This window comes from Chryseobacterium sp. C-71, assembly GCF_020911865.1.
Classification (GTDB): Bacteria; Bacteroidota; Bacteroidia; order Flavobacteriales; family Weeksellaceae; genus Chryseobacterium.
Genome location: NZ_CP087131.1, coordinates 1,105,674 through 1,129,186 on the forward strand (window position 1 = coordinate 1,105,674; position 23,513 = coordinate 1,129,186).

A 23,513-nucleotide genomic window follows, 5' to 3' on the forward strand; every position below is an offset into this window, starting at 1 on the left:
AAAATTATCCAAAATTTTCTTTCATGATACATCCATATTACAAACTATAAATATTAATTGAATTTCCCCCTCAATATATCATTCTTAATTACAAGAAAATATTTTTTCTAAAAAAAACATTAAAACTTATATCCTATTACCGATCCTACAAAAAAACCATCACGATGCTGTGATATTACATCGTTGATGAAATTACCTGTTTGAAAATACTGTACACCGGCACTATAACTGAAAAATTTATTAATTTTCCATGAAAAGGTAGTCGTGTATGCCGTACCAATATATTTTCTTTTTGAATCGGATGATGATAGTCTTAACGAGCCATTTGGACCATACACACCGTCCTGCAGAGAGCTACGCCAATTAAACACAACTGCCGCCGTTAGCGTTACATTTTTTGCAGGATTCCAGGTCAGATTAGGGTGCACAGACAGTAAATTTGCCGGACCTGCCTGAGGATTCATTCCGAAATATCCGCCATTTGGATACATAGCATTAGAAGTTCCCAATCTACCATCTCCTTTGATTTTATCCCCGGAAACATAATCATTTTTTAGCTTCACAGTAGGTGTTCCCTTCACATTGCTAAACAGATAACCAATCTCAGATGAAATCCCAAAGGCATTGATGTTTCCTAAGCCAAATTTTCCAAATTGATAAGCTACTTCGAAATTGTAAATAAAGCCATCGCCGTTTCTCCAAGCTCTGGCTCCGACTGTGTGTCTGGATTCATCCTTTACCCCTTCATCAAACACTGCATCAGAACGATTGATTCCTAAGTAATAAAAATCAAGATTGCCACTTTTCGGAGAAATATAGGTACCGTAGACTCCCCAAAGGTTAGCTTTACGTGTTGAAGCGTTATCGAAAACTCCGGTATTCACCACCGCATCTGCCATCACAAATGCATCAAGTTTGAGATTCGACGATGCGTAAGCAACTCTGGCTCCGTCAAAATATAGGCGGAGATTGGGACCTTCCCGGACATCAATGAGACGACCACTACCGTATTGAATCTCCTGCCGACCCAATCGCAACGTAATGATTTGATCAGATTTTTTAAAAGGTATAATATCCACAAAAAAATTTTGAACGTTCAATTGGTCTTCATCAATTCCACGAGGGCCGTTCTTACGACCATCTTCCAAACCACTCCGTAATTGTCCGAAAACACGAATCCTCTTACCTAAATGCAAATCGCCATGAAGATGATAGCGTTGAAGTACAAAAATATCGGTACCGGTATTCATCTTTCCCCAATCTTCATTAACTGCATAATCCAGCTCTCCCCGTATCTCGCCTCCAAGCGAAAGATAAGCATTACCTGCTCGTGAAAGAGGAATGTATTTTATTTTGTTATAAAAAGTTTTCGCACTGTCTTTCAGCCTATAATAATCTTCATCATAACGCATGAGTTTAAAATTTTGCGCGTGATAAAACTCCTGTGTTAAAAATATTAATGAAAGTATGACAATCTTTAATTTCATAGGTAGGCCGCTTAAAGTTTCTTCATTTTATACTCTCAAACATATTTTATAAACAACGCATTTGGTATTAGCTAAAATAGTTTTAGCGTCGTTCTTTGATATTCACGAACAGCAGAAAAATTTACCACCAATAATAGGAAGGTTACTTGTAATATTTGTATGATTCGTATATTTTAATTGATTTTTCTGCTTATCGGTACATCATAAACTTACCTTAACCTTTAGAAACCCTTGGAATAACCTCCTTACCAATTATTTCTATAGAACGTAACAGCTGTTCATGCGTGAGTCCTGCATTGTCCATCTGAAATGTAAAGCGGTCAATGCCACCCAGTGCTTCACTGTGTTTTAATAATTTTTCTGCTACCTGCTCAGGACCACCAACTACCAGAACACCTTTAGGAGCAACCGAAGCGTCGAACTGAGCTTTGGTTACCGGAGGCCATCCCCGTTCTCTGCCTGCCTTTGTCCACAGCTCAGCATAACCAGGATAATAATCTGAAACAGCTTCTTCGTTGGTTGCAGCTACATAACCCGGTGAATGTAAGCCAACTTTTAACTGTTCCGGAGCAAAGCCAGCCTGAAGGCCTGCTTCTCTATATAAATCAATCAAAGGACGGAAACGTGCTGTTTCACCACCAATAATCGCTACCATTAATGGCAGTCCTAAAGTTCCTGCTCTTACAAACGATTCGGGAGTTCCTCCAACACCTAACCAAACCGGGATTTTTTCCTGAACAGATCTGGGATAGACAGGCTGATTATTTAATGCCGGCCTAAATTTCCCAGACCAGGTAACGAATTCCTGTTCACGTATTTTTAACAATAGGTCTAGTTTCTCTTTAAACAATGCATCATAATCATTTAAATCAAATCCAAAAAGCGGATAAGCTTCGATTGCGGAGCCTCTTCCCACCACAAGCTCTGCCCTACCTTTGGATATAAGATCCAAAGTTGCAAAGCTTTGATAAACACGTACAGGATCAGAGGTACTGAGAACAGTAACCGCACTGGTCAAACGGATGTTTTTTGTTTTTGCTGCTGCAGCTGCAAGTATTACAGCGGGAGCAGAATCCAGAAACTCTTTCTTATGATGCTCACCAATACCATAAATGGCAAGCCCTGCCTCATCGGCCTGAACAATTCTTTCCAGCAGCTGTTCCATTGCATCAACACCGGTAAGCATATTACTGCCGTACATGGCAGATGCAAAACTATCAATTCCTATTTCCATTTTTTTTAAAATATTATATTTATTGGAATACTCTTATTGAGTCACGAAAGAACATTGGGAGCAGGTTCGCTTGCCGGCTAACTTATGTTGTCAGGTAGCGGCTATCGTTCCTTTTATAGACTTTCTAAAAGATACTTCATTTAATTTTTTAGTCATTAATGTCCTTTTTTTGAGGCCAAACCTCTGCATATTCTTCCGGATGGTGCCTGAATTGTGCGAGAACATACGGACAAAGTGGTATAATTCTGAGATTATTTTCTTTAGCATAAATTACTAATTGATTAAGCAATAGTTTTGCAAAACCTTTTCCTTCGTACTCGGCATCTACTTCTGTATGGTACACCCGCAGCTTTCCGTCTGAAACTGAAATATCCATTTTACCTGCTTTCTTATCATCTGAAAATAACTGCACCTCTCCGACACTGTCTTTTGTAAAGATTACTTTTATATTTTCCACTATTCGTTATTTTTTTATACTCAATGCTCCGGACGGGCATTTTGCAACCTGATCAATAAGCTCCTGTGTAGTTGCATTCTCGGTTTTTATCCACGGACGGTCTTTGGGATTATATACTTTCGATAATGTCTTTACACAAACTGCTGCATGGATGCATAATTTAGGTTTCCAAAGAATGGTAATTTCTCCGTTTGGGTATTCATGTTCTTCCATACTTAACTTTTATTTTTAACGGTTTTAAATATAATAATACCTCCACAAAATCTTTGAAATTATGGTGCATATGGATATATCAGCGAGCCAGATGCATATTCCGAGGGTTCAACAACCACTTGCACACGACTGTCTTTAAAGGTCTCAAGATCATTATTCTCAATATTTTGAAATTGTACCTGAACAACACGTGGCTCCGCCCACTCGCCTCCTTCACCGAAGCTAATGTTACCTATTACTGTTTCAAAAGTATTCGATCTGCAATATTCTGCAAGAACCTCATCATTCAGACTTTCCGTAACAGCAACAGCTTGCGCCAAAACCTGCATCTGAGCATACGCTAAAGGAGCCATATAATATCCTAATTCATCTACCTTTTTTTCTTTGGCTTTAGCTTGATATTTAGCCAACATATCAGCAACACCCGGAAAGTTCATTTTTGGAACCGGCATCCAATATTCATAATTAACAAATCCATTTAATAGTGGTCCAAGCTCAGTTTTTACAGAAGCACTTTGTGGGCCGATCATAGCTCCACCCACCATTTTTGGCCTATAGTCACTTTTATGAATCGCTCGCACCAAGCCTTTTGAGTCATTTAAATAAGAACAGATAAAAAATAAGTCTGCATGAGTTGCTTTTATCTTTTCTATTAAAGGTGTAAAATCTTCTGTTGAAAGCGAATAAGTTTCTTCATAAACAATCTGAAAACCATATTTTTCCGCATTTTCTCTGGCGCCTATAACCGGATTTTTTGAAAATTCGGCATCGGCAGAAAGTACTGCTACAGTTAACGGTTTAGGATTCTGGGAAGCTGCAAGGGCAAAAAAACCTTCTGTAAGTGCCGAATTTGGTTTAGGACCAGTAGGAATCATCGCAAAATAATTAGGGTATTTAAGATTTATATTAACACCTAATCCCATCAGGCCAATCAAAAAACGATTACGTTCCATAACAACAGGCATAGAAGCCGCTATGGTATTTGTTCCATAACCACCAATGACTAAATCGACTTTTTCCTCATCCAAAAGTTTTTTATAAATATCGGCTACTTGTGAAGATTCTCCGTTATCATTGTAGCATACAAGCTCTATTTTACGCCCAAGAAGTCCTCCTCTATTATTGATATCTTTTTCCCAAATACTGTGTGCCAGCTTCACCGCCTTTGTATTTTCGGCTACAGGCCCTGAAAGTGAAAGGCTGTAACCGATGCGAATGGGATTGTTTGTTTCATTTGAATTTGTCATAATTTCTGAGAATTACTGCTTTTCTATTCCGTAACTAAATCCTGTACAGGATGTATTGTACCTTTCATGGTATAAAAACTACCATCAGGCAATGTCGCATTGCTGTAAATAATTCCATTTTTATGATCTTCCACATGCGTTACCGTAGCTCCTGAAATTTCTTTCCATGCAATCATATATACTTGTGAACGAACTTTAGCCACTGTGATCTTTACTTTTTCTGAGTAGCCACTTTCGGTTAGAGAACCACCCTCTATCACCGTGAAGATCATGGATTCATCGGTTTCGAAAAAGAGCTCGGTTTTCAGTTCGCCCACATCCATTATGTATCGGTTTCCTGTTAATTTATTTTTCATTTCTATCAATTTTAAAAAGAAGTCATTGAATTTCCATTAGCTGATTTTGACACCGGAATTTCTTCCTGTACTACATCCCAATGTTCTGCTATTTTCCCATCTTCCAAACGGAAAATATCGACTACGATAACCGGAGTTGGTCCCCAACCGTGAACCAAACTATGTGTAATAACTATATCATTTTCTTCAACGATTATACCTGGCTTCCACTTAAAATTTGAATCTAAAACAGGTAATAGATTTCTTAATCCTTCATGACCATTAATCATCGATGGGTTGTGCTGTTGATAATTTTCATGCCAGTATTTTTCGATGGCTGTACTGTCTTTTTCATGAAACAGCTCGTTCATTGCTTTTAATACTATTTCTTTATTTTCCATTTTCTTTTAGCTTAATCAAGGAATACATATAATGACTTTATTTTTCCATCTTCAAAAACGGCAATATCCATTCCTGTAGCAACAATTGATTCTTCATTCGGGCCCATTCCCCAAATTAGCCTGCCTACATTATTATTGATTACAATTGGCTTTAATTTAAAAAAGCTAAATTCTTCAGGCATATTAGCCAGAATATTATTTACGCTTTCATTGATAGCCTCATACCCTTTCGTCTGATGTCCTACATGATATAATGTGCTTTCAGGCGAATAGATAGTCTCTATGGATTTCATCCTTTTGGAAGCATCTCTTTCACTCCATACCAAAGCTAAATTTTCTTCCATAAGAAGGACTAGATTATTATTCATACGGTCAATTTTTGTTATTATTTTATCTAAAAAATCATTCGATAAGTAACTAAAAGGCTGTTTGATAAAATATGAAACAACCTTTCAGCTAAATACTAACTATAGGAGATATTATTGTTCTGGAGGTGTTGTAGCAAGTAACTGCCATTCCCAAGCTAAAGCAACACCACTTCCTCCACCATGATCGAACAGAATAGGCCCCAATTGAGATGCTGTTTCCAGACGAGCCCAATCACGTTGCCATTCTGAAACAACAGCTAACCAATTGATTGGCACGATACCTACCTGAACCATTCTACGCACTGCCATATCATGCGCTTCAGGACTAACGCTACCACAAGCATCTGTAACAACAAATACATCATAACCCTCTCCCAAAGCTTGAATTGCAGGCATCGCAACACAAACTTCTGTCCATAATCCTGCTAATATCAGTTGCTTACGACCGCTTGCTTTTACGATATCAGTAACTGCAGGATCTTCCCATGTATTGATGAATGTTCTATTAATAGGTTTTTGTTCCGGGAATACATCCTGAAGACCTTTAATGATGTAGCCTCCTCGTTCTTCCGTAACGGTAGTAAGAATAGTTGGCACGTTGAATATTTTTGTAGCTTTTGCAAGCCCAACTGTATTGTTAATAATCAATGTAGGTTCATGGCTATGCAAATTAGCAACCTGAAACGGTTGATGGTCGATTAGCACTACGATACTGTCTTCAGGGCGAAGTAAACCTTGAAGACCAATTTTAGGTGATTTTTCCATTTTCTTTTGATTTAAAAGTTAATAATTCAAAGTTGCGTCAAATGGAAAGAAAAAATTGTAGACAAATGTCTATGAAATAGAAAATGCAGCAAATAGTGAATATTGCAGTTGAATTTCTACATAATAACTATCAGCTATAGGGTGTAAGAAGCATATGAAAAGTGTTTAAAGCTTTATTATTTAGAGTAGTAGCATTTAGTTTAATGTAATATGAAATAGAATATGTTTTTTTTGATATAAACTAAGTTTTATCTTTATCCGATAGTGATTTGATGACTTCTTTACGATTGGATAGTCCAAATTCAATTAATGTATTCAACACAGTCCAGATTTCCTGAGCATGCTGCGTCAGCACATAATACGTAATATCTTGTGAAGGGGTAAATTCAATATTTTTTTTAATGAGCTGATGTGCTTCCAAAGTAGTCAGTTCAGAACTCAGTACTTTAGGCGATATGCCTTCTGATACTTCAAAAAAATCTTTAAACCTTAATTTTTCATAGTAATGTAAATTTAAAAGAATACAGAAACGCCATTTACCACTTAATAAATCTAAGGTATCTCTTAATGCTAAAAATCTTTGTTTTAAGATTTCTTCATTTTCTATACAAGGTTTTATTTTCTTTTCCATACCACTTTCCTAAAGGTTACTAAACACAAAATTACTAAATAATGAAAGTAATTTTGCTTAAAAGAATTTTAAAATGAAAACAATCTTAGTTACAGGTGCAACCGGAAAACAAGGCACTGCCACAGTATATGAATTGCTGAAAAATAATTTTGAGGTATTTGCGCTTACCAGAAATCCGCAATCTTCGGAAGCTCATAATTTAGAAAAGGCAGGAGCAGTGTTGGTAAAAGGCGATTTAGAAAATATTGAAGCTTTAAGTGATCTATTTAAAAAAATTGACGGGCTTTATCTAGTTCTTCCTCCAGTATGGATTTCCAGCAAAGAAACGGATGAGAAAGAAGCGGAACTCGGTATAAAAGCAATCAGATTAGCAGAAGAACAAGGCGTTAAATTTGTTCTTTATTCATCTGTTCTTGCTTCCGATAAGCAGGATGCATTTAGACCAAAATTTAAATTTACCATCGAAAAATATTTGTTAGAAAGTAATTTGCAGGGAGCTGTAATAAGACCCGCTTCTTTTATGGAAAATCTATTGTTACCAAGTTTCGGATTAGGGGAAGGCAAGTTTATTAATCCCCTGCCTGAAGAAACAGCAATCTCTTGGGTAACTACAAACGACATTGGTACCTTTGCACGAATAATATTTCAGAATTATCAAGCATTTAATGGCAAAACAGTTGATTTTGGAGGTGAACTTTTCGCCCCGAAACAAGTCTTAAAACTATTGGAAGAGAAGTTGAAACAACCCATCGAATTCGTACAGGTACCATTAGAAATACTTCATCAACAAAGTGAAACATTTGCACGATTGGTTGAAATGATTGACCAAGAAGGCTATGATCCCATCGATTACGAATTTATAGCTAGTTGGATGCCAAAACTAACTGGTTTTGAACAGTGGATGGATGAAACAGGCATTCAAAAAATAAAAGAATTACGTAATCATAAATAACGTGCTCAATCTATCATAAATAATACAAAAGAAGATTCTTCAGAATGTTCTTTTAAGAATAATCTAGCCCGACATTTCGTTGGGCTTTTGTTCAAAAAGCATTAATCAGAGTTTATATTAGGGATTCAAAACTTTAATAATTACAGGATAAAAATAAAGCGTTTATTTATCCAATTGACGGCGTAACCGGCTTAGAGTATCTTTCGTAATACCAATATAAGAGGCAATAATATGTTGCGGAAAGCGATTAATAAAGAATGGATAATTTTCAACAAAACATCTATAGCGTTTTTCCGCAGTAAAACTAATAGAGGCTATTCTTCTTTGTACAGCAATGCTATTTTGCTCATTAAGTTTCAACAACAATTCGTTAAAAGCAGGACACTGACGACATAAATTTAATACGTTTTCTCTTGTGATAATAAGCACATCACAATCTTCCAACGCATCTATACTATATATACTGGGTGTAAACCGTACAAAACTTTCACGATCACCTGCCCACCAATTTTCAGTATACAAATTAACAGAATGATGACCCCTCTTTCATCAATATAATATTGTCGTAGAGCTCCTTTTACTACAAAGGCAAAATGGGTGCAAATATCACCTTTCTGCAGTAGAAATTGTTTTTTATTTAGCTTTTTGCGAATAAAATAACTTTGTAAATCCTTAAAATCTTCTTTAGAAATGGGGGTTGAAACATAGTTATTTATGTAACGAAATAGTTGATTCATAAGAATAGCAATGAATTACTTCTTTTTCTTTTCTGAAAAGTATTTTATCGTTTTTTCAAAAGACTTTATAGCCTTTTTCAGCAAACCCTACTGCTAACTTAAGTCCGAGTACACGACCTGCACTAGTTACCGCTACAGTCTTGATTACGTTTTGATTATTCATACAATTTATTTAAATTAATAATCAAAATTAGACAATACCAAACCACAAAATAGACGACAAATGTCTATAAATCAATACAAACTTCCCTTAACAAAGTTTGTCTAATTATTTTTTAATTTCAGATTACGTTGTTGAGTTTATATGTAAATGACTCAACTATAAGTTTTTCAGCCTATTTTTTAAGTGCTTTTTTACGAACCCTGCTTAGTGTATCTTTTGTAATTCCAAGATAAGAAGCAATGATATGTTGCGGAAAACGCTGAGTAAAATGCGGATAGTTATTGACGAAATCTTCATAGCGTTTTTCAGCAGTAAGGCTTATGGAAGAAGTTATCCTTTTTTGAGTAGAAATCGTACTCTGTTCATCGAGCTTCAATGTTAATTCGTTGAAAGCAGGACATTCATTACGCAATTTTAAGGTACTTTCTCTGGAAATAAGAAGTAATTCACAATCTTCCCATGCGTCTAGATTATAGGCACTTGGAGTTAGCATGACAAAACTCTCCCGGTCGCCTGCCCACCAGTTTTCAACATATAAATTTACAGTATGCTCAACACCTTTTTCATCTATATAATATTTACGCATAGCACCCTTTACGATAAACCCTAAATATTTACAGATCTCTCCTTCCTGCAATAGATACTGTTTTTTGCTTAATTTTTTCTGAATAAAGTGGCTTTTGAAGATCTCAAAATCTTCTTCGGAAATTAAAGCATATTGATTGATATAATGAAATAGAGGATGCATGATTATTGAGTTAAAATTCTTAAGATTTGTTTTTTGTATTTTTTCCAACGAATTCCATCATTATGCGTGAAGCCTATAACCCGACTGTTCCAAAATTACTAAAATATTTTGAAAATTTCATTATTGCTATATGGAGACACCTTACCATAGCTGATTGTTGAAACTGTCATAGAAGAAAGACAGCAAAGGTGAAAAATGATTTTAATCTAGATACTTTTCTACCTTCACAATTTGCTCAATTTCTTCAATATCTTTCTGTGAGAGTTTAATCTGTGCAGCACCGATATTTTCTTCCAACCGAGAGAGTTTAGTTGTCCCGGGAATCGGTATAAATTCGGAATTTTTATTAATTATCCAAGCTATGGCCAGTTGAGCAAGGGTAGCCTCCTTAGTTGCTGCAAACTCAGAAAATAATGAAAAGACAGATTGATTCTTTTTTCGATTTTCCTCTGAAAACTGAGGCAAACGATTTCTGATATCATTGCTTACAAACTTTGTATCAGCATCAATTTTGCCAGTAAGAAGACCATGACTTAGAGGTCCATAGGCAACAAACCCAATACCTAATTCGTGCAATGCCGGAAAAATGGTTTCCTCGAGATCACGATTCCATAAAGAATATTCACTTTGCAATGCCGTAACAGGGTGAACTGCATGAGCTTTGCGGATAGTCTCCTCGTCGGCAGCAGAAAGCCCGAAATATCCTACTTTTCCTTCAGCAATAAGCTCTTTGACGGTACCTGCTACATCTTCAATCGGCACATTAGGGTCTACTCTATGCTGGTAAAGTAAATTGATGTGGTCGGTTTTAAGCCTTTTCAAAGAATCCTCAACGCTTTTCCTTATATGGTCGGGATAGCTGTTCAATCCTTTTATCTCGTTTGTTTTTGAATCATAATCAAATCCGAATTTCGTAGCTATGATTGCTTGGTCATGTTTTTTCATTAAAGCATCACCTAACAGTTCTTCGTTGGTGAACGGACCATACATTTCTGCTGTATCAAACATAGTAACACCGTTATCTAAAGCGTAATGTATTAGCTTTATCATATCTTTTCTCTCTACAATATTGCCATATCCGTGGCTCATATTCATACATCCCAAGCCGATAGCCGATACTTCAAGACCGCTAAGTCCTACCTTTCTTTTTTCCATAATATATCCAATTGAATTTATTGTTATTCATCCGTTGAGACAAACTTCAGTCTCTCAGACAGCCAAACAAAGGTAGGTGCTATTGCGGTTGTATTTATACACTTTTCAAACCAAAAAGTATAACTATCAATCTAACTTTTTCGATAAAATCTTGGCGTTTCACCCGTATTTTTTTTCATAAATGTGCTGAAGTAATTCGGATATTCAAATCCCAAGGCATAAGCAATTTCTGAAATACTCCAATCTGTCAACTCTAGAAGTGCCTTGGCTTCTGTAGTAATTCTATTGGCAATTAGTATGTTGGTAGATTTTCCAGTTGTTTTTTTTATGGCTCGGTTAAGGGAATTCACATGGATACCCAAGTGGTTTGCAAAGTCCTGTGGTGTATGCAAATTTAATGATCTGTTCAGGTTTTCTACAGGAAACTGATTTTCTAACGATTCCAAAAATTGTCTTGTTATTCTATAGGATGCATCTACAGGTAATACCCTCTCCTCATTTGGTCTCATTTTAATTGTCTCGTGAAGCAACATAGATACATATAGCCTCATTATATCATCTTTATTCTCATATCCCGAAGTTTCTTCTGTAATCATTTTCTCAAATAAATCACTTATCCTTTCACATTGCGCATCGCTAAGTTTGTAGGAAGGAATTATACTTCTATCAAAAAGAACAGACTTCCGCAGGCTCTCAACCAATCTCGCTGGCTGTATAAACTCTTGAGTAAAAAGACAAGAATACCCCGTTTGGACTTCAGAGACTATCTCTACTGAATAGGGAACATGCGGATTAGAAACAAAAAGATAAGCACCGTTCAGCTTCAGTAAATGCTCTCCATAAAGAACAGTTACGTTGCCTATACTTAAAACAATTTTGTAGAAATGCCTTTTACCAAATGTGCTTGCGGCACTTTTTGACACTTTGCTTCTGCCAACTTTGAATCCTCTATGCTTTAGGGCTGCCTGGATGTAAGTATCCGGAAAGACGGTTTGTGATATCATTGCATAAAAGTACAAAATTCAAACAATCTATATATCTGATTTAAATTGAACATTCGAGGTAATGTATATCAAAAACCTAAAACTTTCTAAACCAGACCGCAAATCTTTCTTCATTTTATTTATGCTATTGAAACATTATACTTCCTTTAATACTTGATCACTAATTTCCCAATTGTTTTACCTGATTCTAATTGCTGATGTGCTTTTCTGAGGTTCTCTGAGGAGAAACCGTTTATGGTATTGTTTAAAGTTGATTTTATAATATCCTTATCTAATAAATCGGAAATTGTATTTAAAATTTCGTGTTGACGAATCATATCATTGGTCTGAAACATAGCTCTCGTAAACATAAGCTCCCAATAAAAACTTACACTCTTTCCTTTGAGTTGTCGAAGATCCACAGGATGTACGGGATCACTAATGGAAGCAATTTTCCCTTGTGGCTTGATTAACGTGACAAGTGCATCCCAATATTGATTAAGATCTACAAAATCTACAATGAAATCAATGTTTTCGAAACCTGCATCATGTACTTCTTCTATTAAATTTGCATGGCTAATAACGACGTCCGCTCCCATTTTCTGACACCAGTCAACAGTTTCCGGTCTGGATGCTGTAGTGATGACCGTCAATCCCAACAATTTTTTAGCTATTTGAATCGCAATAGAACCTACACCGCCTGCACCACCAATAATTAATATAGATTTTCCGGCATCTTTTTCTTTTGACACTCCCATACGGTCGAATAATATTTCATATGCTGTAAGCCCAGTGAGTGGCATTGCTGCAGCTTCCTCGATGGTAAGGTTTTTTGGTGCAAACCCAACAATTCTTTCATCCACAAGTTGATATTCCTGATTTGAGCCGGGTTTTGTGATGTCGCCTGCATAAAAAACTTTATCACCTTTTTTAAATAATGTAACTTCATTACCAACTTCCTCAACTATGCCTACAGCATCCCAACCAATTACTTTCGGTTCATCCTGAGTTTTGTCTTTAAGGCTGTTCTGTCGGATTTTGTAATCCACCGGATTTACGGAAATAGCTTCTACTTTTACCAAAAGTTCTTTTCCTGTTGGTTTTGGCTTATCAGTTTCAAATTCAATGAAACTTTCAGGATCGCAGATAGGTAACGATTTTTTAAATCCTATTGCTTTCATATTTTTAATTTTTACTTGTGAAAATTTGTATTAATAAGTTTTGTATTAGCCTTGCCAATACTCTCAAATATACATACTTATCTTACGATTTGATTTTAAATAGATTGGATGATTATCTCCAAAGGTAAACAATTGATGGTCCGGATTATACTTCTTGGTAGTGTACCTTTTTTGGTCAACTCTAAAAAATTCATATTCTCTAATTTTAAATTTAAACTATATTTTTTATAGTTGCAAAATTAAGTATAGTTTATTATTTTTGCAATAACGGATAAAAATGATAGTACCCTATGTATTGTATAGATAACAAAAAATTCCCTTGTACCACAAGCCTTACCATGAAATATATAGGCGGTAAATGGAAAGCGGTAATCCTGATGCACCTAATTGAAAAGAAGCGTTATAATGAATTAAGGAAAGAATGTCCTATGATCACAGAGCGTACTTTAAGCCTGCAATTAAAAGAAATGGAAGCAGACGGTTTAATTAAACGTACTGTTCATACAAGTAAACCTCCGCTTAAAGTTGAGTATGAATTAACCGATTTCGGCAAAACTCTCATCCCTATTCTTCAATCCATTTCAGAATGGGGAATGAAAACCGCTTTGAGTAATAAAAACATACAATCGATAGAATAAAATATTTAATAATAGTCACTGTCTATTATTTTCATATTAAAAATCACATACGAAAAATTGGTAGACATTTAGGAAATTGCCTAAATTTGCAAGATAAAATTAATGAAGTATGAAATTACTAGAGGTAATTAAATCATTATCAAATGAAACACGTCTTAATATCCTAACATGGTTAAAAGATCCATTTGATCATTTTCCTAAGGAAGAATTAAATAATTATAGTCCCGATTTAGGAGTATGCGTATCTGACATTGCTCAGAAAGCAGGAATGTCTGTTCCTACGGTCTCTGATTATTTAAAAACAATGTCATCTGCTGAGATTCTGATTGCAACCAGAAAGGGACAGTGGACATACTATAAGAGAAATGAAAAAGCAATTCAGGAATTAGCCAGACTGATAAAAGAAGATTTATAAAAATTTTTATAACAATATTTAGGAATTTACCTAATTAGGTAATTTTAATATCAGATTTAATTTTATGGTTATAGTTTGATTTAAATTGCTTAGTAAACAGAAGATAAACGCAAATTTAAGTACAACTTCTCAAAACTTGTATTGGAAAAATTCATACATAGAAAAGAATAATTCACGATTAATAAATAAAAAAAATTTCAATCAATAATTAGAATTTTACCTAAATAGGTAAATACATAAATAACAAATAAATAAAATCATTATGAAAGCAGCAGTATTAAACGAGTTCGGCTCAGTAGAAAAATTTGAAATACTAGATGTTCCAACCCCAAAACCGGGAGTTGACGAAGTTCTGGTGAAAGTTATGGCAACATCAGTGAATCCCTTGGATTTTCAGGTTCGCAGAGGAGATTATAAAAATGAATTGCAACTGCCTGTAATCACAGGACACGATGTTTCAGGTGTGATTGTAGAAGTTGGAACAGGCGTCAAAAACTTTAAGGTGGGCGACGAAGTATATTACACTCCTGAAATTTTTAATGGCCATGGAAGCTATGCAGAATATCATGTCGCCAAGGAATCCATAATCGGTATTAAACCGAAAAATATCAGTCATGTAGAAGCCGCCACATTTCCTTTAGCAGCGGGAACTGCATGGGAGATGCTTTACACGAGAGCCCAACTTAAGATTAATCAAACGATCCTGATACATGGTGGTGCTGGAGGTGTAGGAATACCGACTATTCAATTGGCAAAAGCAATGGGCGCAACTGTTTATACGACAGCCAGAAGCGTTCACCATGAATTCCTTAAAGAATTGGGTGCGGATTATGTCATCGACTATGAAAAAGAAAATTATATCGACACTATTTTAGAGCTAACAGACGGTAAAGGTGTAGATGTTGTCATTGATACCATTGGTGGCACTACCCTTTCGGACAGCGGAAAGGTTCTCAACCAAATGGGACAAGTCGTTACTTTAGTTGATATTGAAATTCCACAAAATTTAATTCATGCATGGGGCAAAAATGCGACTTACCATTTTGTATTTACAAGACAGAACAGAAACAAACTGGATGAACTTACGAAACTAATCGAGTCTGGGAAATTAAAACCTGTGCTAAACAAAGTTTTCCCATTAGCAGAAATAGGTAAGGCACACAGTCTGCTTGAATTTAGAGATAGTGATCCTGATTTTTATGGAAAGATTGGTGTTCAAATCGGTAACTAAAACATATATTAAATAAAGCGGATTATGAATAACGAGGAAATTTTTATCAAGGCTAACAAAGCTTTGGCGGAAGGAAAATATGAAGAATTTATTGAGTATTGCGCTGATGATATCAAATGGATTAATGTTGGCGGAAGTACATTTAATGGTAAAACAGAAATCCTTAAATATATTAACTCTTCTTATGATGGTATAACTTTTACCACAGAAGATCATATCACAGAAAAAGATCTAGTCATCGAGTTTGGTCAGATCGTTTTTGAAAATATTGACAATAAAAAGGAAAGTTCTTACTGCGATATTTGGAAATTTAAAGATGGACTCATTATTGAAGTAAGGTCATTTGTTATTTAAGACAAGTTTCCTCTTATTACATAGTCTCATAAAAGAGAAATCCCCGATTCAATTGTTCGGGGATTTTTATCATTAGTTGAAATATTTTTGCATTTAAAGTTTCTATCTAAAATATCGAATAAAACAGTTACCGAACGTTTGGTAAAATTAAATCTAATACATTATCTTTGCAGCATGAGACCACAAAAAGTATCAGAAAACGATTTAATGGAAAGCCTGTCCAAGACTTTTCGTGCATTTGGATATGAAGGAGCCAGCTTAAAGGAACTTTCAGACGAAACAGGATTGAAAAAGGCCAGTCTTTATCATCGGTTCCCTAATGGAAAACAAGAAATGGCAGAATCTGTTTTATTATATCTTGACCAGTGGGTTGAAAGTCATGTTTTTTCTGCACTAACGAATGAAAAAAAAGATTCAGTTACGGGATTAAAAACAGGATTGGAACAAATCCGACTGCTCTACAAAGGAGGCGAAAACATGTGTATATTCAAAGCACTATCTATGGACGCAGGTTTACAACTTTTTGAGAATAATCTCAAAGAAAGCATGCAACAATGGATTAACTCATTCGTAAACATTGGACTTTCATTTCATTTATCACCTGAAAAAGCAGAACAATTCGCTATCCAAAATTTAATAGACATTCAAGGTAGTTTGGTTCTCTCTAAAATACTAAATAACAAGACCATTTTTGAAAATGCATTGAAAAATATTGAACAAAGATATATCAAATAAAAAATTTCAATATCAATTTTACCGAAAGGTCGGTAAATAAAATAATTTTATTATTATGAAACACACAACAATTTTATTTTTTGCATTACTACTATTTGGATGTAATAAAACATCCAAAGAATCAACCGAAATAAATAATCATTCTATAACAGATGCAGATATGAAAACAACAAAATTTAGAAAACTAATGGTAAACGGCATCAACATCGCTTACCGGGAAGCAGGGAACTCAGAAAAGCCTACTCTGGTACTCTTACATGGGTATCCTGCTTCATCCCATCAATACCGAAAAGTGCTTGATCAGTTATCGGACGACTACCATTTGATTGCACCAGATTATCCGGGATTTGGTGATAGTGACCTTTCGGCGCCTGATCAATATGAATACACTTTTGATAATATAGCCAATACTATTGATGATTTTTTAGAAAAAAAAGGGTTAAGCTCTTATGCCATAGTAATGCAGGATTATGGTGCTCCTATTGGATTTAGAATCGCTACAAAACATCCGGAAAGAGTTACTGCTATTATAACACAAAACGGAAATGCTTATGAAGAAGGCCTCGGTGAAGGATGGAAACTTATAAGAGAATTATGGAAAGATCGGAATGAGAAAACAGAATCAGTTTTATTACCAGCTTTTACTCTTGAAGGTCTGAAAAATGAATACACGCACGGCACCAGAAATAAAGAAAATATAAATCCTGATTCTTGGCAGTTAGATTATCTGCGTATGTCTCGCCCCAATGCACACAAGGTAAATCTTGATCTGTGGTATGACTACCAAAATAATGTCAAGCTATACCCAAAATGGCAAAAATATCTTCGTGATTATCAGCCACCATTACTCGTTGTTTGGGGTAAGAATGATGTTTATTTTCCGGAAAGCGGTGCAGCAGCGTATAAAAAAGATGTCAAAAACATCGATTATAATATTTATGATACAGGTCACTTTGCCATGGAAGAAGAAGGTGAGGCAATCATCGAAAAAATCCGTAGCTTCATGAATAAACTGGATAAATAGGTATCGATATTTTTCGATTAAATATCTGCAGTATCTATGCTTTCGGGATTACTTTTTTGTGTGTATTGAGTATGATTTTTCTTTGACAACAAAACTTCCCCAAGTAACCAAATATTGTAATAAAGGTATAAGTGTTTTGCCAAAATCAGTTAATGAATATTCTACTTTTAAGGGCGGTTTTACATTAAAAACTTCTTTTTTTATAATACCGTCCTCTTCTAAACTTTTCAATTGAATTGAAAGCATTTTTTTCGGTGATATTTGGGATGAGTTTTTTTATTTCGTTAAATCTTTTTTTATCCTCGGATAAGCAAGGTCAGTTCTTTAGACAATCTTTTAGAGATCTTGGGAAGCGAGATCATTAATAGGTTTAATTTTATACTCGACTATAAGAATAAAAATCTTTATTTAAAGCCTAACGGTCTCTTTAATAAAAATTTTGAACCATTAGCTAAACCTATCTCTTTTGAGTATAGCGACGACAGAAACGATATTATAATATCAAATGTCATGGAAAATACCGACGCTTATAAAAAAGGACTGAAAAAAGAGCAGAAGATTATCTCAATCAATAATGTCGTAAGTAAAGACATTTATACATACGATCAATTACTCCGAAAAAACAGAAAAATAATCCTTAAATATGTAGATGATAATAATCAAATTATGTCAGTAAAAATTAAACTAAAGAATTAATATAAAATATTGAATAAATGCAGATAAGATTGGGTTTTTAATCCGGACAACTGCGAAATTCTCTCTAAATTTTTCGCCAAATCTTTCGATATCTCTTCGGTTATGGGTACAAGACCGGAAAGAGGTGATCACTCGCTTTATTTCCGGTTTTTTTTAGCTCTAAACTCATTATTATTATTAATCTAAAAATAAGATAGTAAAATATTTACTATTTGTAACATTTATTTACTAAAGCATTTTATTTATTTGCTATTTTTACACTCAAAATAAATAATACAAAAGCTTGAAATTTCATATAACATGAGTGACTTTTTAATTGGTATCGGAAAAAGATTAAAAGATATAAGGAAGAAAAACAATCTTACCATCAACGATCTTGCATCAAAAGCTCATGTGAGTAATGGTTTGGTTTCAAGAATCGAGAATGGGAGGACAATTCCATCACTGCCTGTTTTACTTGAACTGATACAGTCTTTGGATATTGATGCCAGTTATTTTTTTGAAGGCGTTGAGAAAAAATCTAATGCTAAATTCATTTTTGTACCTAAAGAAAATCAACAGGTTATAGAAAAAGAAGTGGAAGCTGAAGGTTTTAAATACATGCATATTTTCAGCAAAAGTCTTCATTCATTAGGCTTTGAAGCGGTCTTGCTCACCTTAGAGCCCAATTCTAAAAGAGATAAAGTAATTACGGATGCTTGGGAATTTAAATATATTTTAAAAGGTAAAGTAAAATACATTATTGATAATGAAGAAATTGAGCTTCAGGAAGGCGACTCGCTTTATTTCAATGGAAAATTACCGCACGTTCCGGTCAGTATTTCCGATGAAGATTGTATGATGTTGGTGCTTTATTTTTACTCAGATAAAAGCTGAAAAATCATATAATTTTTATATTTTTCAAAACAAAAGTTTACAAATAGTAAAATTCAGTTTTTTTCATATTTAAGATTGTTAACATAAATTCCACACTTCAAGATCAAACAAAATGAATTGCTCAAAGGCAGTTCATTTTTCATTTATTTAAATAACTCCCTATTAAACAATGTTTTAACACATTTCAACACTAAAATTTCAATGTATTAAGTGTCGTAAATCCGTAAGATTGGGTTAATAATCATCCATTATTTATTAAATATAAATTAATATTAAAAATTTACATATATTAAAATTATTAAGTTGTTTTGCAATAGAAATTTAATATATGTAAACAATGGATGCAATTATAAAAAAATCTTTATTTCCTCTTTTTGCTTGCTGTACCATATTTGTATCGGCACAAAAACAAATTGTCACCGGAACCGTTTCAGATAACAATCAGCCACTTCCGGGTGCAACGGTTAAGATCAAAGGCAATTCAAAAATCGTTATTACAGATGTTGACGGAAAATTCTCTGTCAATGATCTTAAGCCTGGTCACTACGATTTACAATTTACATACATCGGTTATGAACCTCAAAATATGACGATTGATTTGGTATCAGATCAGTCATTAGATTTGGGAATTATTTCGATGTTTCAGAAACAGAAAAATATTGATGAAGTTGTAGTCACCGGATCTTTGAAAAACAGCGAAGCCCGTGCCTTGAATATGCAGAAAAACGCAATCAATATTTCAAACGTCATCGCCTCAGACGGTATCGGAAAACTACCGGACAGAAACGCTGCTGAAACGGTACAAAGAGTTCAGGGAGTTTCCATCGAGCGTGATCAGGGAGAAGGAAGATTTGTTTCATTAAGAGGACTTCCGCCATTCTGGGCTTCAACAACTATCAATGGAAACAGGCTTCCAACTGCAGAAGAAGAAACAACTTCAAGAGCTACTGCATTCGATTTCTTCCCTACTGAATTAATTTCTTACGTACACGTCAACAAATCGTTCACTCCCGATATGGAAGCAGACGGAATTGGCGGCGGTGTGAATTTCATCACCAAAACTCCACCGATGAAAACGGAATTCAGAGGAACCTTAGGAACGGGTTACAATGCAAAGTCTGATAAAGGCGTTTACAATCTGGGTCTGCTTTACGGAGGAAGAACAAAAGATAAAAAATTCGGATATCTTGTTAATTTTTCACACTTCATCAGAAACTGGTCAACGGATAATTTTGAAGCAAGACGAAGTGGTGACGAAGGAGTTTTCAGAATGGAACTTCGTGATTATAATGGGGTAAGAAAAACTACAGGAGCAAATGCTGCTTTAGAATATGTGTTGTCTCCGAAAAGCACCTTGTATCTGAAAGGAATGTACGGAACCCTTTCTGATGACGAAACTCACTACAAACACAGAGTGAGATTTGATAAATTCAGTGCGGCCAATAACACGGCTAGAGTTGAGCTTCAGAATATTCATAATTTACTGATCACAGAACTGACTTCGGTTTCTTTGGGCGGAGTTCATCAGCTGAACAAAAGTAAAATCGACTGGGATCTTTCTTATTATAACAATCTTTTTAAATACGGAAATATTCCGGATAAGCAGAATAATTCTTACTACGTGATTAAATATACTCAAAGCGGTGTAGGCATCAACCCGGATTATATTTCAGATAAAGGAAATGGCCCGAGAGCGTATTGGAAAGCAGATGGCGGAAAACTAGATTTAAAAGATCCAGATGTATTATTTGGTTTTTACAGCAACCCGAATTTTAAAATGGATGCTTCTCAAATGAGATTCACCGATCTTGAATTTTATAAAGTGTATGTTCAGGAGAAAGATAAAATCGTTGCGGGTTTCAACCACGAAATTAATGCTTCAGACAAATTAACTTTGAAATACGGATTAAAATACCGCGACAAAGAACGTAACGCACGCTTTTCTGACATTTTCTACAATTGGTCAAACGGAACAGCTCCGTTGTTGTCAGATTTCAGTCAGCATATCACCACTCAACCCGGAGCTGCGAATTATCTGAGTGAAATGAATACGAATATCGGAAACACTTTCGGACCTGTACTTTCTACAGGCGGGATGGATCAGTTCTGGTTCCAGAATCAGGGGAATTTAACCATCAACAAAACCGATTCTGAGGCATTAGAATACAACAAAGCTTTAGGAAGAAATTTCGATGTTTTCGAAAAACATGCAGATGCTTACGGTATGGGAACTTATAAAATCAATGACAAAATAACCGTTTTAGGAGGTTTGAGATTATCGAACACGCACACCAAAGTGAAAGGTTACAATGTTGTTGGTGACGTATTGACGCCAGTGGAAAATACCAAAAACTATCTTGCGGTTTTACCGATGTTGCATTTAAAATATATGATCAACGATAAGACCAACTTACGATTTGCTGCAACCCGTACGTTTTCAAGACCAAATTTTGGGGATCTTACTCCGGGTGGTACATACAGTGAAGCAGATAATGAGTTTAAAGGCGGAAATCCGAACCTGAACCCGACCTACTCTATCAATCTGGATTTAATGGGTGAATATTATTTCTCCAATGTCGGGATTTTGAGCGGTGGAGTTTTCTATAAATCAATCACTGACCCGATTTTCCAGGATTCTTTTATCGGAAATTATAATGGAATTAATGGTGTACAATTCAGTGCTCCAAACAACGGAAAAGCAGCTTGGTTAGGCGGAATCGAATTGGGAATCAACCGAAGATTTGATTTTTTGCCGGGATTCCTTCAGTATTTCGGAACACAGCTGAATGCTACCTTCATGACTTCTGAAATGGAAAAACCAAGCGGAAGAATGGTAAAACTACCTTATCAGGCGAAAGAACTGTACAATATTCAGTTGTTCTTCGAGAAAAAAGGATTTAACGCAAGGCTGGCTTACAATCACAAAGGAAAATTTGCAGTAGAATATGCCGAAGAAGATCTTTACGATTCTTACTACGGAAAATACAGCAATCTTGACTTCGGAACTTCGTACCAAATCAATAAGCATATCACTGTTTTTGCCGATGTCAACAACATTCTGAACAAACCGTTGATTTATCATTTCGGAAAAGATGAGCAAAGACCTGAACAGGTAGAATATTATGGTGTAAGAGGAAATATCGGGGTAAAACTTAATTTCTAGAGCCATGATGACTTCTCCATCAAAAAACAATACATTGAATGTAACTCTGAAAGCGGCCATCGCTGCTTTCGGGGTCTACTTCTGCATGTATGCGTTCAGAAAGCCTTTTGCTGTAGCCTCATTCAGCAATCTGGAATTTTTTGGTTTCGATTATAAAATCCTGATCATCATAGCACAGGCAGTCGGGTATTTTATTTCAAAATTTATCGGAATTAAATTTATTTCGGAACTGAAACCTCAGAAACGAATCCTTTTTCTTCTGATTTTTATCGGGGTTGCCGAGCTTGCATTGCTTGGATTTGCAGTCGTTCCTGCACCATACAATATTTTATTCATGTTCATTAACGGGATTCCTTTGGGAATGATCTGGGGAATTGTTTTTTCCTATATTGAAGGAAGAAAAACCACAGAAATTATTGGATTATTTCTCTGTTCAAGCTTTGTGGTTTCTTCAGGAGTGGTAAAATCTGCAGGGAAATTTTTAATGGACAGTTTCGGAATTTCAGAATTCTGGATGCCGTTTACAACAGGTTTGATTTTCATTATTCCATTAATCATTTTTGCTGTTTTATTAAATAAAAATCCTGCTCCGGATGAGGAAGATATTGCTCTTAAAAAAGAAAGAAAACCTTTGAGTGAAGAAGAAAGAAGTAGTCTGGTCAAAAAGTTTTTCCTTCCATTGGTCAGCATCACGATTCTTTACATTTGTCTGACTGTTTTAAGGGATTTCCGGGACAACTTCAGTCGTGAAATTTGGGATGAGTTGAACGGTAACGCAGACAGTTCAGTTTTCACTTTGACAGAGGTTCCGATTTCCATTATGGTTTTACTGATTCTCGGTTTTATGGTTAAGGTAAAAAACAACAGAAAAGCCTTTGCTTACTATCATTATATTCTTTTTGGCGGAATTATTTTGGTTGCTTTATCCACCATTTTATTTCAAGGCAACATCATCTCTCCATTTTTATGGATGATGGTATCGGGTTTCGGGATGTATCTCTGCTATATTCCATTTAACGGAATTTATTTTGACAGGATGATTGCTGCATTTAAAATTAAAGGAAATGTAGGATTCTTCATTTATTTCGTTGACGCATTTGGATATTTGGGAAGTGTATCGGTGCTGTTTCTAAAAAATTTAGGATCACAGGATCGCTCGTGGCTTCATTTTTATATTAATCTCAATTATATCATCGCCGCCGTCGTTTTGCTTTTTTCGATCATTGCTTTTTTAGCATTCAAAAAAAAATCAAGGTCAAAATCAAATGCTGAAGACGAAGAAACATCACAGGTAATTCGTTTTGATGCTTTTAAAATTTAAAAT

At 35.2% G+C, this 23,513-nt stretch carries 27 protein-coding genes; 11 read left to right on the plus strand and 16 right to left on the minus strand.

Annotated features, from left to right (window positions below):
* Positions 1–119: 119 nt before the first annotated feature.
* The 10 genes from LNP04_RS05000 to LNP04_RS05045 form a co-directional block, all read right to left on the minus strand.
* Entirely contained in the window at positions 120–1,487 is a 1,368-nt protein-coding gene (locus LNP04_RS05000) for an alginate export family protein (RefSeq protein WP_229985469.1), read from the minus strand.
* 214 nt (positions 1,488–1,701) lie between these two features.
* Positions 1,702–2,721, minus strand: a complete 1,020-nt coding sequence (locus LNP04_RS05005; protein WP_229985470.1) for an LLM class flavin-dependent oxidoreductase — start codon at positions 2,719–2,721, stop codon at positions 1,702–1,704.
* 148 nt (positions 2,722–2,869) lie between these two features.
* Positions 2,870–3,178 carry a GNAT family N-acetyltransferase gene (locus LNP04_RS05010; protein WP_229985471.1) on the minus strand — a complete coding sequence of 103 codons (309 nt, stop codon included), beginning with the start codon at positions 3,176–3,178 and terminating at the stop codon, positions 2,870–2,872.
* Positions 3,179–3,184: 6 nt separating this feature from the next.
* Entirely contained in the window at positions 3,185–3,391 is a 207-nt protein-coding gene (locus LNP04_RS05015; RefSeq protein ID WP_047383837.1) for a (4Fe-4S)-binding protein, read from the minus strand.
* A 59-nt stretch (positions 3,392–3,450) separates the two neighbouring features.
* Complete coding sequence (locus LNP04_RS05020; RefSeq protein WP_229985472.1) at positions 3,451–4,638, minus strand: amino acid ABC transporter substrate-binding protein; 1,188 nt, start codon at positions 4,636–4,638, stop codon at positions 3,451–3,453.
* Between the two features lie 23 nt (positions 4,639–4,661).
* Positions 4,662–4,994, minus strand: a complete 333-nt coding sequence (locus LNP04_RS05025; RefSeq protein WP_229985473.1) for a MoaF-related domain-containing protein — start codon at positions 4,992–4,994, stop codon at positions 4,662–4,664.
* An 11-nt stretch (positions 4,995–5,005) separates the two neighbouring features.
* Complete coding sequence (locus tag LNP04_RS05030; RefSeq protein WP_229985474.1) at positions 5,006–5,344, minus strand: nuclear transport factor 2 family protein; 339 nt, start codon at positions 5,342–5,344, stop codon at positions 5,006–5,008.
* Between the two features lie 41 nt (positions 5,345–5,385).
* Positions 5,386–5,742, minus strand: coding sequence for a nuclear transport factor 2 family protein (locus LNP04_RS05035; protein ID WP_229985475.1), 357 nt, complete (start codon positions 5,740–5,742; stop codon positions 5,386–5,388).
* Between the two features lie 111 nt (positions 5,743–5,853).
* Positions 5,854–6,447: a hydrolase gene (locus LNP04_RS05040; protein WP_229985476.1), complete on the minus strand. Its 594-nt coding sequence runs from the start codon at positions 6,445–6,447 to the stop codon at positions 5,854–5,856.
* 301 nt (positions 6,448–6,748) lie between these two features.
* Positions 6,749–7,138, minus strand: a complete 390-nt coding sequence (locus LNP04_RS05045; protein WP_229985477.1) for a helix-turn-helix domain-containing protein — start codon at positions 7,136–7,138, stop codon at positions 6,749–6,751.
* Between the two features lie 73 nt (positions 7,139–7,211).
* Here LNP04_RS05045 and LNP04_RS05050 point away from each other — a divergent pair, with 73 nt between their 5' ends.
* Positions 7,212–8,090 carry an NmrA family NAD(P)-binding protein gene (locus LNP04_RS05050; protein WP_229985478.1) on the plus strand — a complete coding sequence of 293 codons (879 nt, stop codon included), beginning with the start codon at positions 7,212–7,214 and terminating at the stop codon, positions 8,088–8,090.
* Positions 8,091–8,252: 162 nt separating this feature from the next.
* Here the strand turns inward: LNP04_RS05050 and LNP04_RS05055 are convergent, their stop codons facing one another.
* The 5 genes from LNP04_RS05055 to LNP04_RS05075 all read right to left on the minus strand — a co-directional run bounded on the left by LNP04_RS05055 (position 8,253) and on the right by LNP04_RS05075 (position 13,057).
* Positions 8,253–8,612, minus strand: a complete 360-nt coding sequence (locus LNP04_RS05055) for a Crp/Fnr family transcriptional regulator (RefSeq protein ID WP_229985479.1) — start codon at positions 8,610–8,612, stop codon at positions 8,253–8,255.
* Between the two features lie 550 nt (positions 8,613–9,162).
* Positions 9,163–9,738 (minus strand): Crp/Fnr family transcriptional regulator, encoded by a 576-nt coding sequence (locus LNP04_RS05060; protein ID WP_229985480.1) that lies wholly within the window; start codon positions 9,736–9,738, stop codon positions 9,163–9,165.
* 201 nt (positions 9,739–9,939) lie between these two features.
* A complete protein-coding gene (locus LNP04_RS05065; protein ID WP_229985481.1) occupies positions 9,940–10,893 on the minus strand; it encodes an aldo/keto reductase in 954 nt (317 codons plus the stop codon).
* A 131-nt stretch (positions 10,894–11,024) separates the two neighbouring features.
* Positions 11,025–11,897, minus strand: a complete 873-nt coding sequence (locus LNP04_RS05070) for an AraC family transcriptional regulator (RefSeq protein WP_229985482.1) — start codon at positions 11,895–11,897, stop codon at positions 11,025–11,027.
* A 146-nt stretch (positions 11,898–12,043) separates the two neighbouring features.
* Positions 12,044–13,057 carry a zinc-binding alcohol dehydrogenase family protein gene (locus tag LNP04_RS05075; RefSeq protein WP_229985483.1) on the minus strand — a complete coding sequence of 338 codons (1,014 nt, stop codon included), beginning with the start codon at positions 13,055–13,057 and terminating at the stop codon, positions 12,044–12,046.
* Between the two features lie 290 nt (positions 13,058–13,347).
* On the opposite strand from LNP04_RS05075, the gene LNP04_RS05080 reads away from it, so the two are divergent.
* From LNP04_RS05080 to LNP04_RS05105, 6 genes are all read left to right on the plus strand, one after another.
* Complete coding sequence (locus tag LNP04_RS05080) at positions 13,348–13,695, plus strand: helix-turn-helix domain-containing protein (RefSeq protein WP_229985484.1); 348 nt, start codon at positions 13,348–13,350, stop codon at positions 13,693–13,695.
* Between the two features lie 109 nt (positions 13,696–13,804).
* On the plus strand, positions 13,805–14,110 hold the full coding sequence (locus tag LNP04_RS05085) for a helix-turn-helix transcriptional regulator (protein ID WP_229985485.1): 306 nt from the start codon (positions 13,805–13,807) through the stop codon (positions 14,108–14,110).
* Positions 14,111–14,486: 376 nt separating this feature from the next.
* The gene (locus LNP04_RS05090; RefSeq protein ID WP_229985486.1) at positions 14,487–15,341 is read left to right on the plus strand and encodes a zinc-binding dehydrogenase; all 855 of its coding nucleotides are present in this window, start codon (positions 14,487–14,489) and stop codon (positions 15,339–15,341) included.
* Positions 15,342–15,365: 24 nt separating this feature from the next.
* Positions 15,366–15,695: a nuclear transport factor 2 family protein gene (locus LNP04_RS05095; RefSeq protein WP_229985487.1), complete on the plus strand. Its 330-nt coding sequence runs from the start codon at positions 15,366–15,368 to the stop codon at positions 15,693–15,695.
* 174 nt (positions 15,696–15,869) lie between these two features.
* Positions 15,870–16,430 (plus strand): TetR/AcrR family transcriptional regulator, encoded by a 561-nt coding sequence (locus tag LNP04_RS05100; protein WP_229985488.1) that lies wholly within the window; start codon positions 15,870–15,872, stop codon positions 16,428–16,430.
* A gap of 55 nt (positions 16,431–16,485) precedes the next feature.
* A complete protein-coding gene (locus LNP04_RS05105; protein WP_229985489.1) occupies positions 16,486–17,454 on the plus strand; it encodes an alpha/beta fold hydrolase in 969 nt (322 codons plus the stop codon).
* Between the two features lie 48 nt (positions 17,455–17,502).
* On the opposite strand, the gene LNP04_RS05110 is transcribed toward LNP04_RS05105, so the two are convergent.
* Positions 17,503–17,700: a helix-turn-helix domain-containing protein gene (locus LNP04_RS05110; RefSeq protein ID WP_229985490.1), complete on the minus strand. Its 198-nt coding sequence runs from the start codon at positions 17,698–17,700 to the stop codon at positions 17,503–17,505.
* A 264-nt stretch (positions 17,701–17,964) separates the two neighbouring features.
* Here LNP04_RS05110 and LNP04_RS05115 point away from each other — a divergent pair, with 264 nt between their 5' ends.
* The 4 genes from LNP04_RS05115 (at position 17,965) to LNP04_RS05130 (ending at position 23,510) form a co-directional block, all read left to right on the plus strand.
* Entirely contained in the window at positions 17,965–18,150 is a 186-nt protein-coding gene (locus tag LNP04_RS05115; protein ID WP_229985491.1) for a hypothetical protein, read from the plus strand.
* 300 nt (positions 18,151–18,450) lie between these two features.
* Positions 18,451–19,026 (plus strand): helix-turn-helix domain-containing protein, encoded by a 576-nt coding sequence (locus tag LNP04_RS05120; RefSeq protein ID WP_229985492.1) that lies wholly within the window; start codon positions 18,451–18,453, stop codon positions 19,024–19,026.
* 337 nt (positions 19,027–19,363) lie between these two features.
* Entirely contained in the window at positions 19,364–22,189 is a 2,826-nt protein-coding gene (locus tag LNP04_RS05125) for a TonB-dependent receptor (RefSeq protein WP_229985493.1), read from the plus strand.
* A 7-nt stretch (positions 22,190–22,196) separates the two neighbouring features.
* Positions 22,197–23,510, plus strand: a complete 1,314-nt coding sequence (locus LNP04_RS05130; protein WP_407928656.1) for a DUF5690 family protein — start codon at positions 22,197–22,199, stop codon at positions 23,508–23,510.
* Positions 23,511–23,513: the final 3 nt, after the last annotated feature.

Bases quoted from the DNA above. Each gene is read 5' to 3' on its own strand.
- LNP04_RS05100 (WP_229985488.1), top strand. From the start codon at position 15,870: ATGAGACCACAAAAAGTATCAGAAAACGATTTAATGGAAAGCCTGTCC.
- LNP04_RS05115 (WP_229985491.1), top strand. From the start codon at position 17,965: ATGGAAAATACCGACGCTTATAAAAAAGGACTGAAAAAAGAGCAGAAG.
- LNP04_RS05000 (WP_229985469.1), bottom strand. From the start codon at position 1,487: ATGAAATTAAAGATTGTCATACTTTCATTAATATTTTTAACACAGGAG.
- LNP04_RS05070 (WP_229985482.1), bottom strand. From the start codon at position 11,897: ATGATATCACAAACCGTCTTTCCGGATACTTACATCCAGGCAGCCCTA.
- LNP04_RS05035 (WP_229985475.1), bottom strand. From the start codon at position 5,742: ATGAATAATAATCTAGTCCTTCTTATGGAAGAAAATTTAGCTTTGGTA.
- LNP04_RS05065 (WP_229985481.1), bottom strand. From the start codon at position 10,893: ATGGAAAAAAGAAAGGTAGGACTTAGCGGTCTTGAAGTATCGGCTATC.
- LNP04_RS05025 (WP_229985473.1), bottom strand. From the start codon at position 4,994: ATGAAAAATAAATTAACAGGAAACCGATACATAATGGATGTGGGCGAA.
- LNP04_RS05015 (WP_047383837.1), bottom strand. From the start codon at position 3,391: ATGGAAGAACATGAATACCCAAACGGAGAAATTACCATTCTTTGGAAA.
- LNP04_RS05120 (WP_229985492.1), top strand. From the start codon at position 18,451: ATGAGTGACTTTTTAATTGGTATCGGAAAAAGATTAAAAGATATAAGG.
- LNP04_RS05085 (WP_229985485.1), top strand. From the start codon at position 13,805: ATGAAATTACTAGAGGTAATTAAATCATTATCAAATGAAACACGTCTT.
- LNP04_RS05060 (WP_229985480.1), bottom strand. From the start codon at position 9,738: ATGCATCCTCTATTTCATTATATCAATCAATATGCTTTAATTTCCGAA.
- LNP04_RS05080 (WP_229985484.1), top strand. From the start codon at position 13,348: ATGTATTGTATAGATAACAAAAAATTCCCTTGTACCACAAGCCTTACC.
- LNP04_RS05005 (WP_229985470.1), bottom strand. From the start codon at position 2,721: ATGGAAATAGGAATTGATAGTTTTGCATCTGCCATGTACGGCAGTAAT.
- LNP04_RS05050 (WP_229985478.1), top strand. From the start codon at position 7,212: ATGAAAACAATCTTAGTTACAGGTGCAACCGGAAAACAAGGCACTGCC.
- LNP04_RS05045 (WP_229985477.1), bottom strand. From the start codon at position 7,138: ATGGAAAAGAAAATAAAACCTTGTATAGAAAATGAAGAAATCTTAAAA.
- LNP04_RS05020 (WP_229985472.1), bottom strand. From the start codon at position 4,638: ATGACAAATTCAAATGAAACAAACAATCCCATTCGCATCGGTTACAGC.
- LNP04_RS05105 (WP_229985489.1), top strand. From the start codon at position 16,486: ATGAAACACACAACAATTTTATTTTTTGCATTACTACTATTTGGATGT.
- LNP04_RS05095 (WP_229985487.1), top strand. From the start codon at position 15,366: ATGAATAACGAGGAAATTTTTATCAAGGCTAACAAAGCTTTGGCGGAA.
- LNP04_RS05075 (WP_229985483.1), bottom strand. From the start codon at position 13,057: ATGAAAGCAATAGGATTTAAAAAATCGTTACCTATCTGCGATCCTGAA.
- LNP04_RS05110 (WP_229985490.1), bottom strand. From the start codon at position 17,700: ATGCTTTCAATTCAATTGAAAAGTTTAGAAGAGGACGGTATTATAAAA.
- LNP04_RS05030 (WP_229985474.1), bottom strand. From the start codon at position 5,344: ATGAACGAGCTGTTTCATGAAAAAGACAGTACAGCCATCGAAAAATAC.
- LNP04_RS05125 (WP_229985493.1), top strand. From the start codon at position 19,364: ATGGATGCAATTATAAAAAAATCTTTATTTCCTCTTTTTGCTTGCTGT.
- LNP04_RS05130 (WP_407928656.1), top strand. From the start codon at position 22,197: ATGACTTCTCCATCAAAAAACAATACATTGAATGTAACTCTGAAAGCG.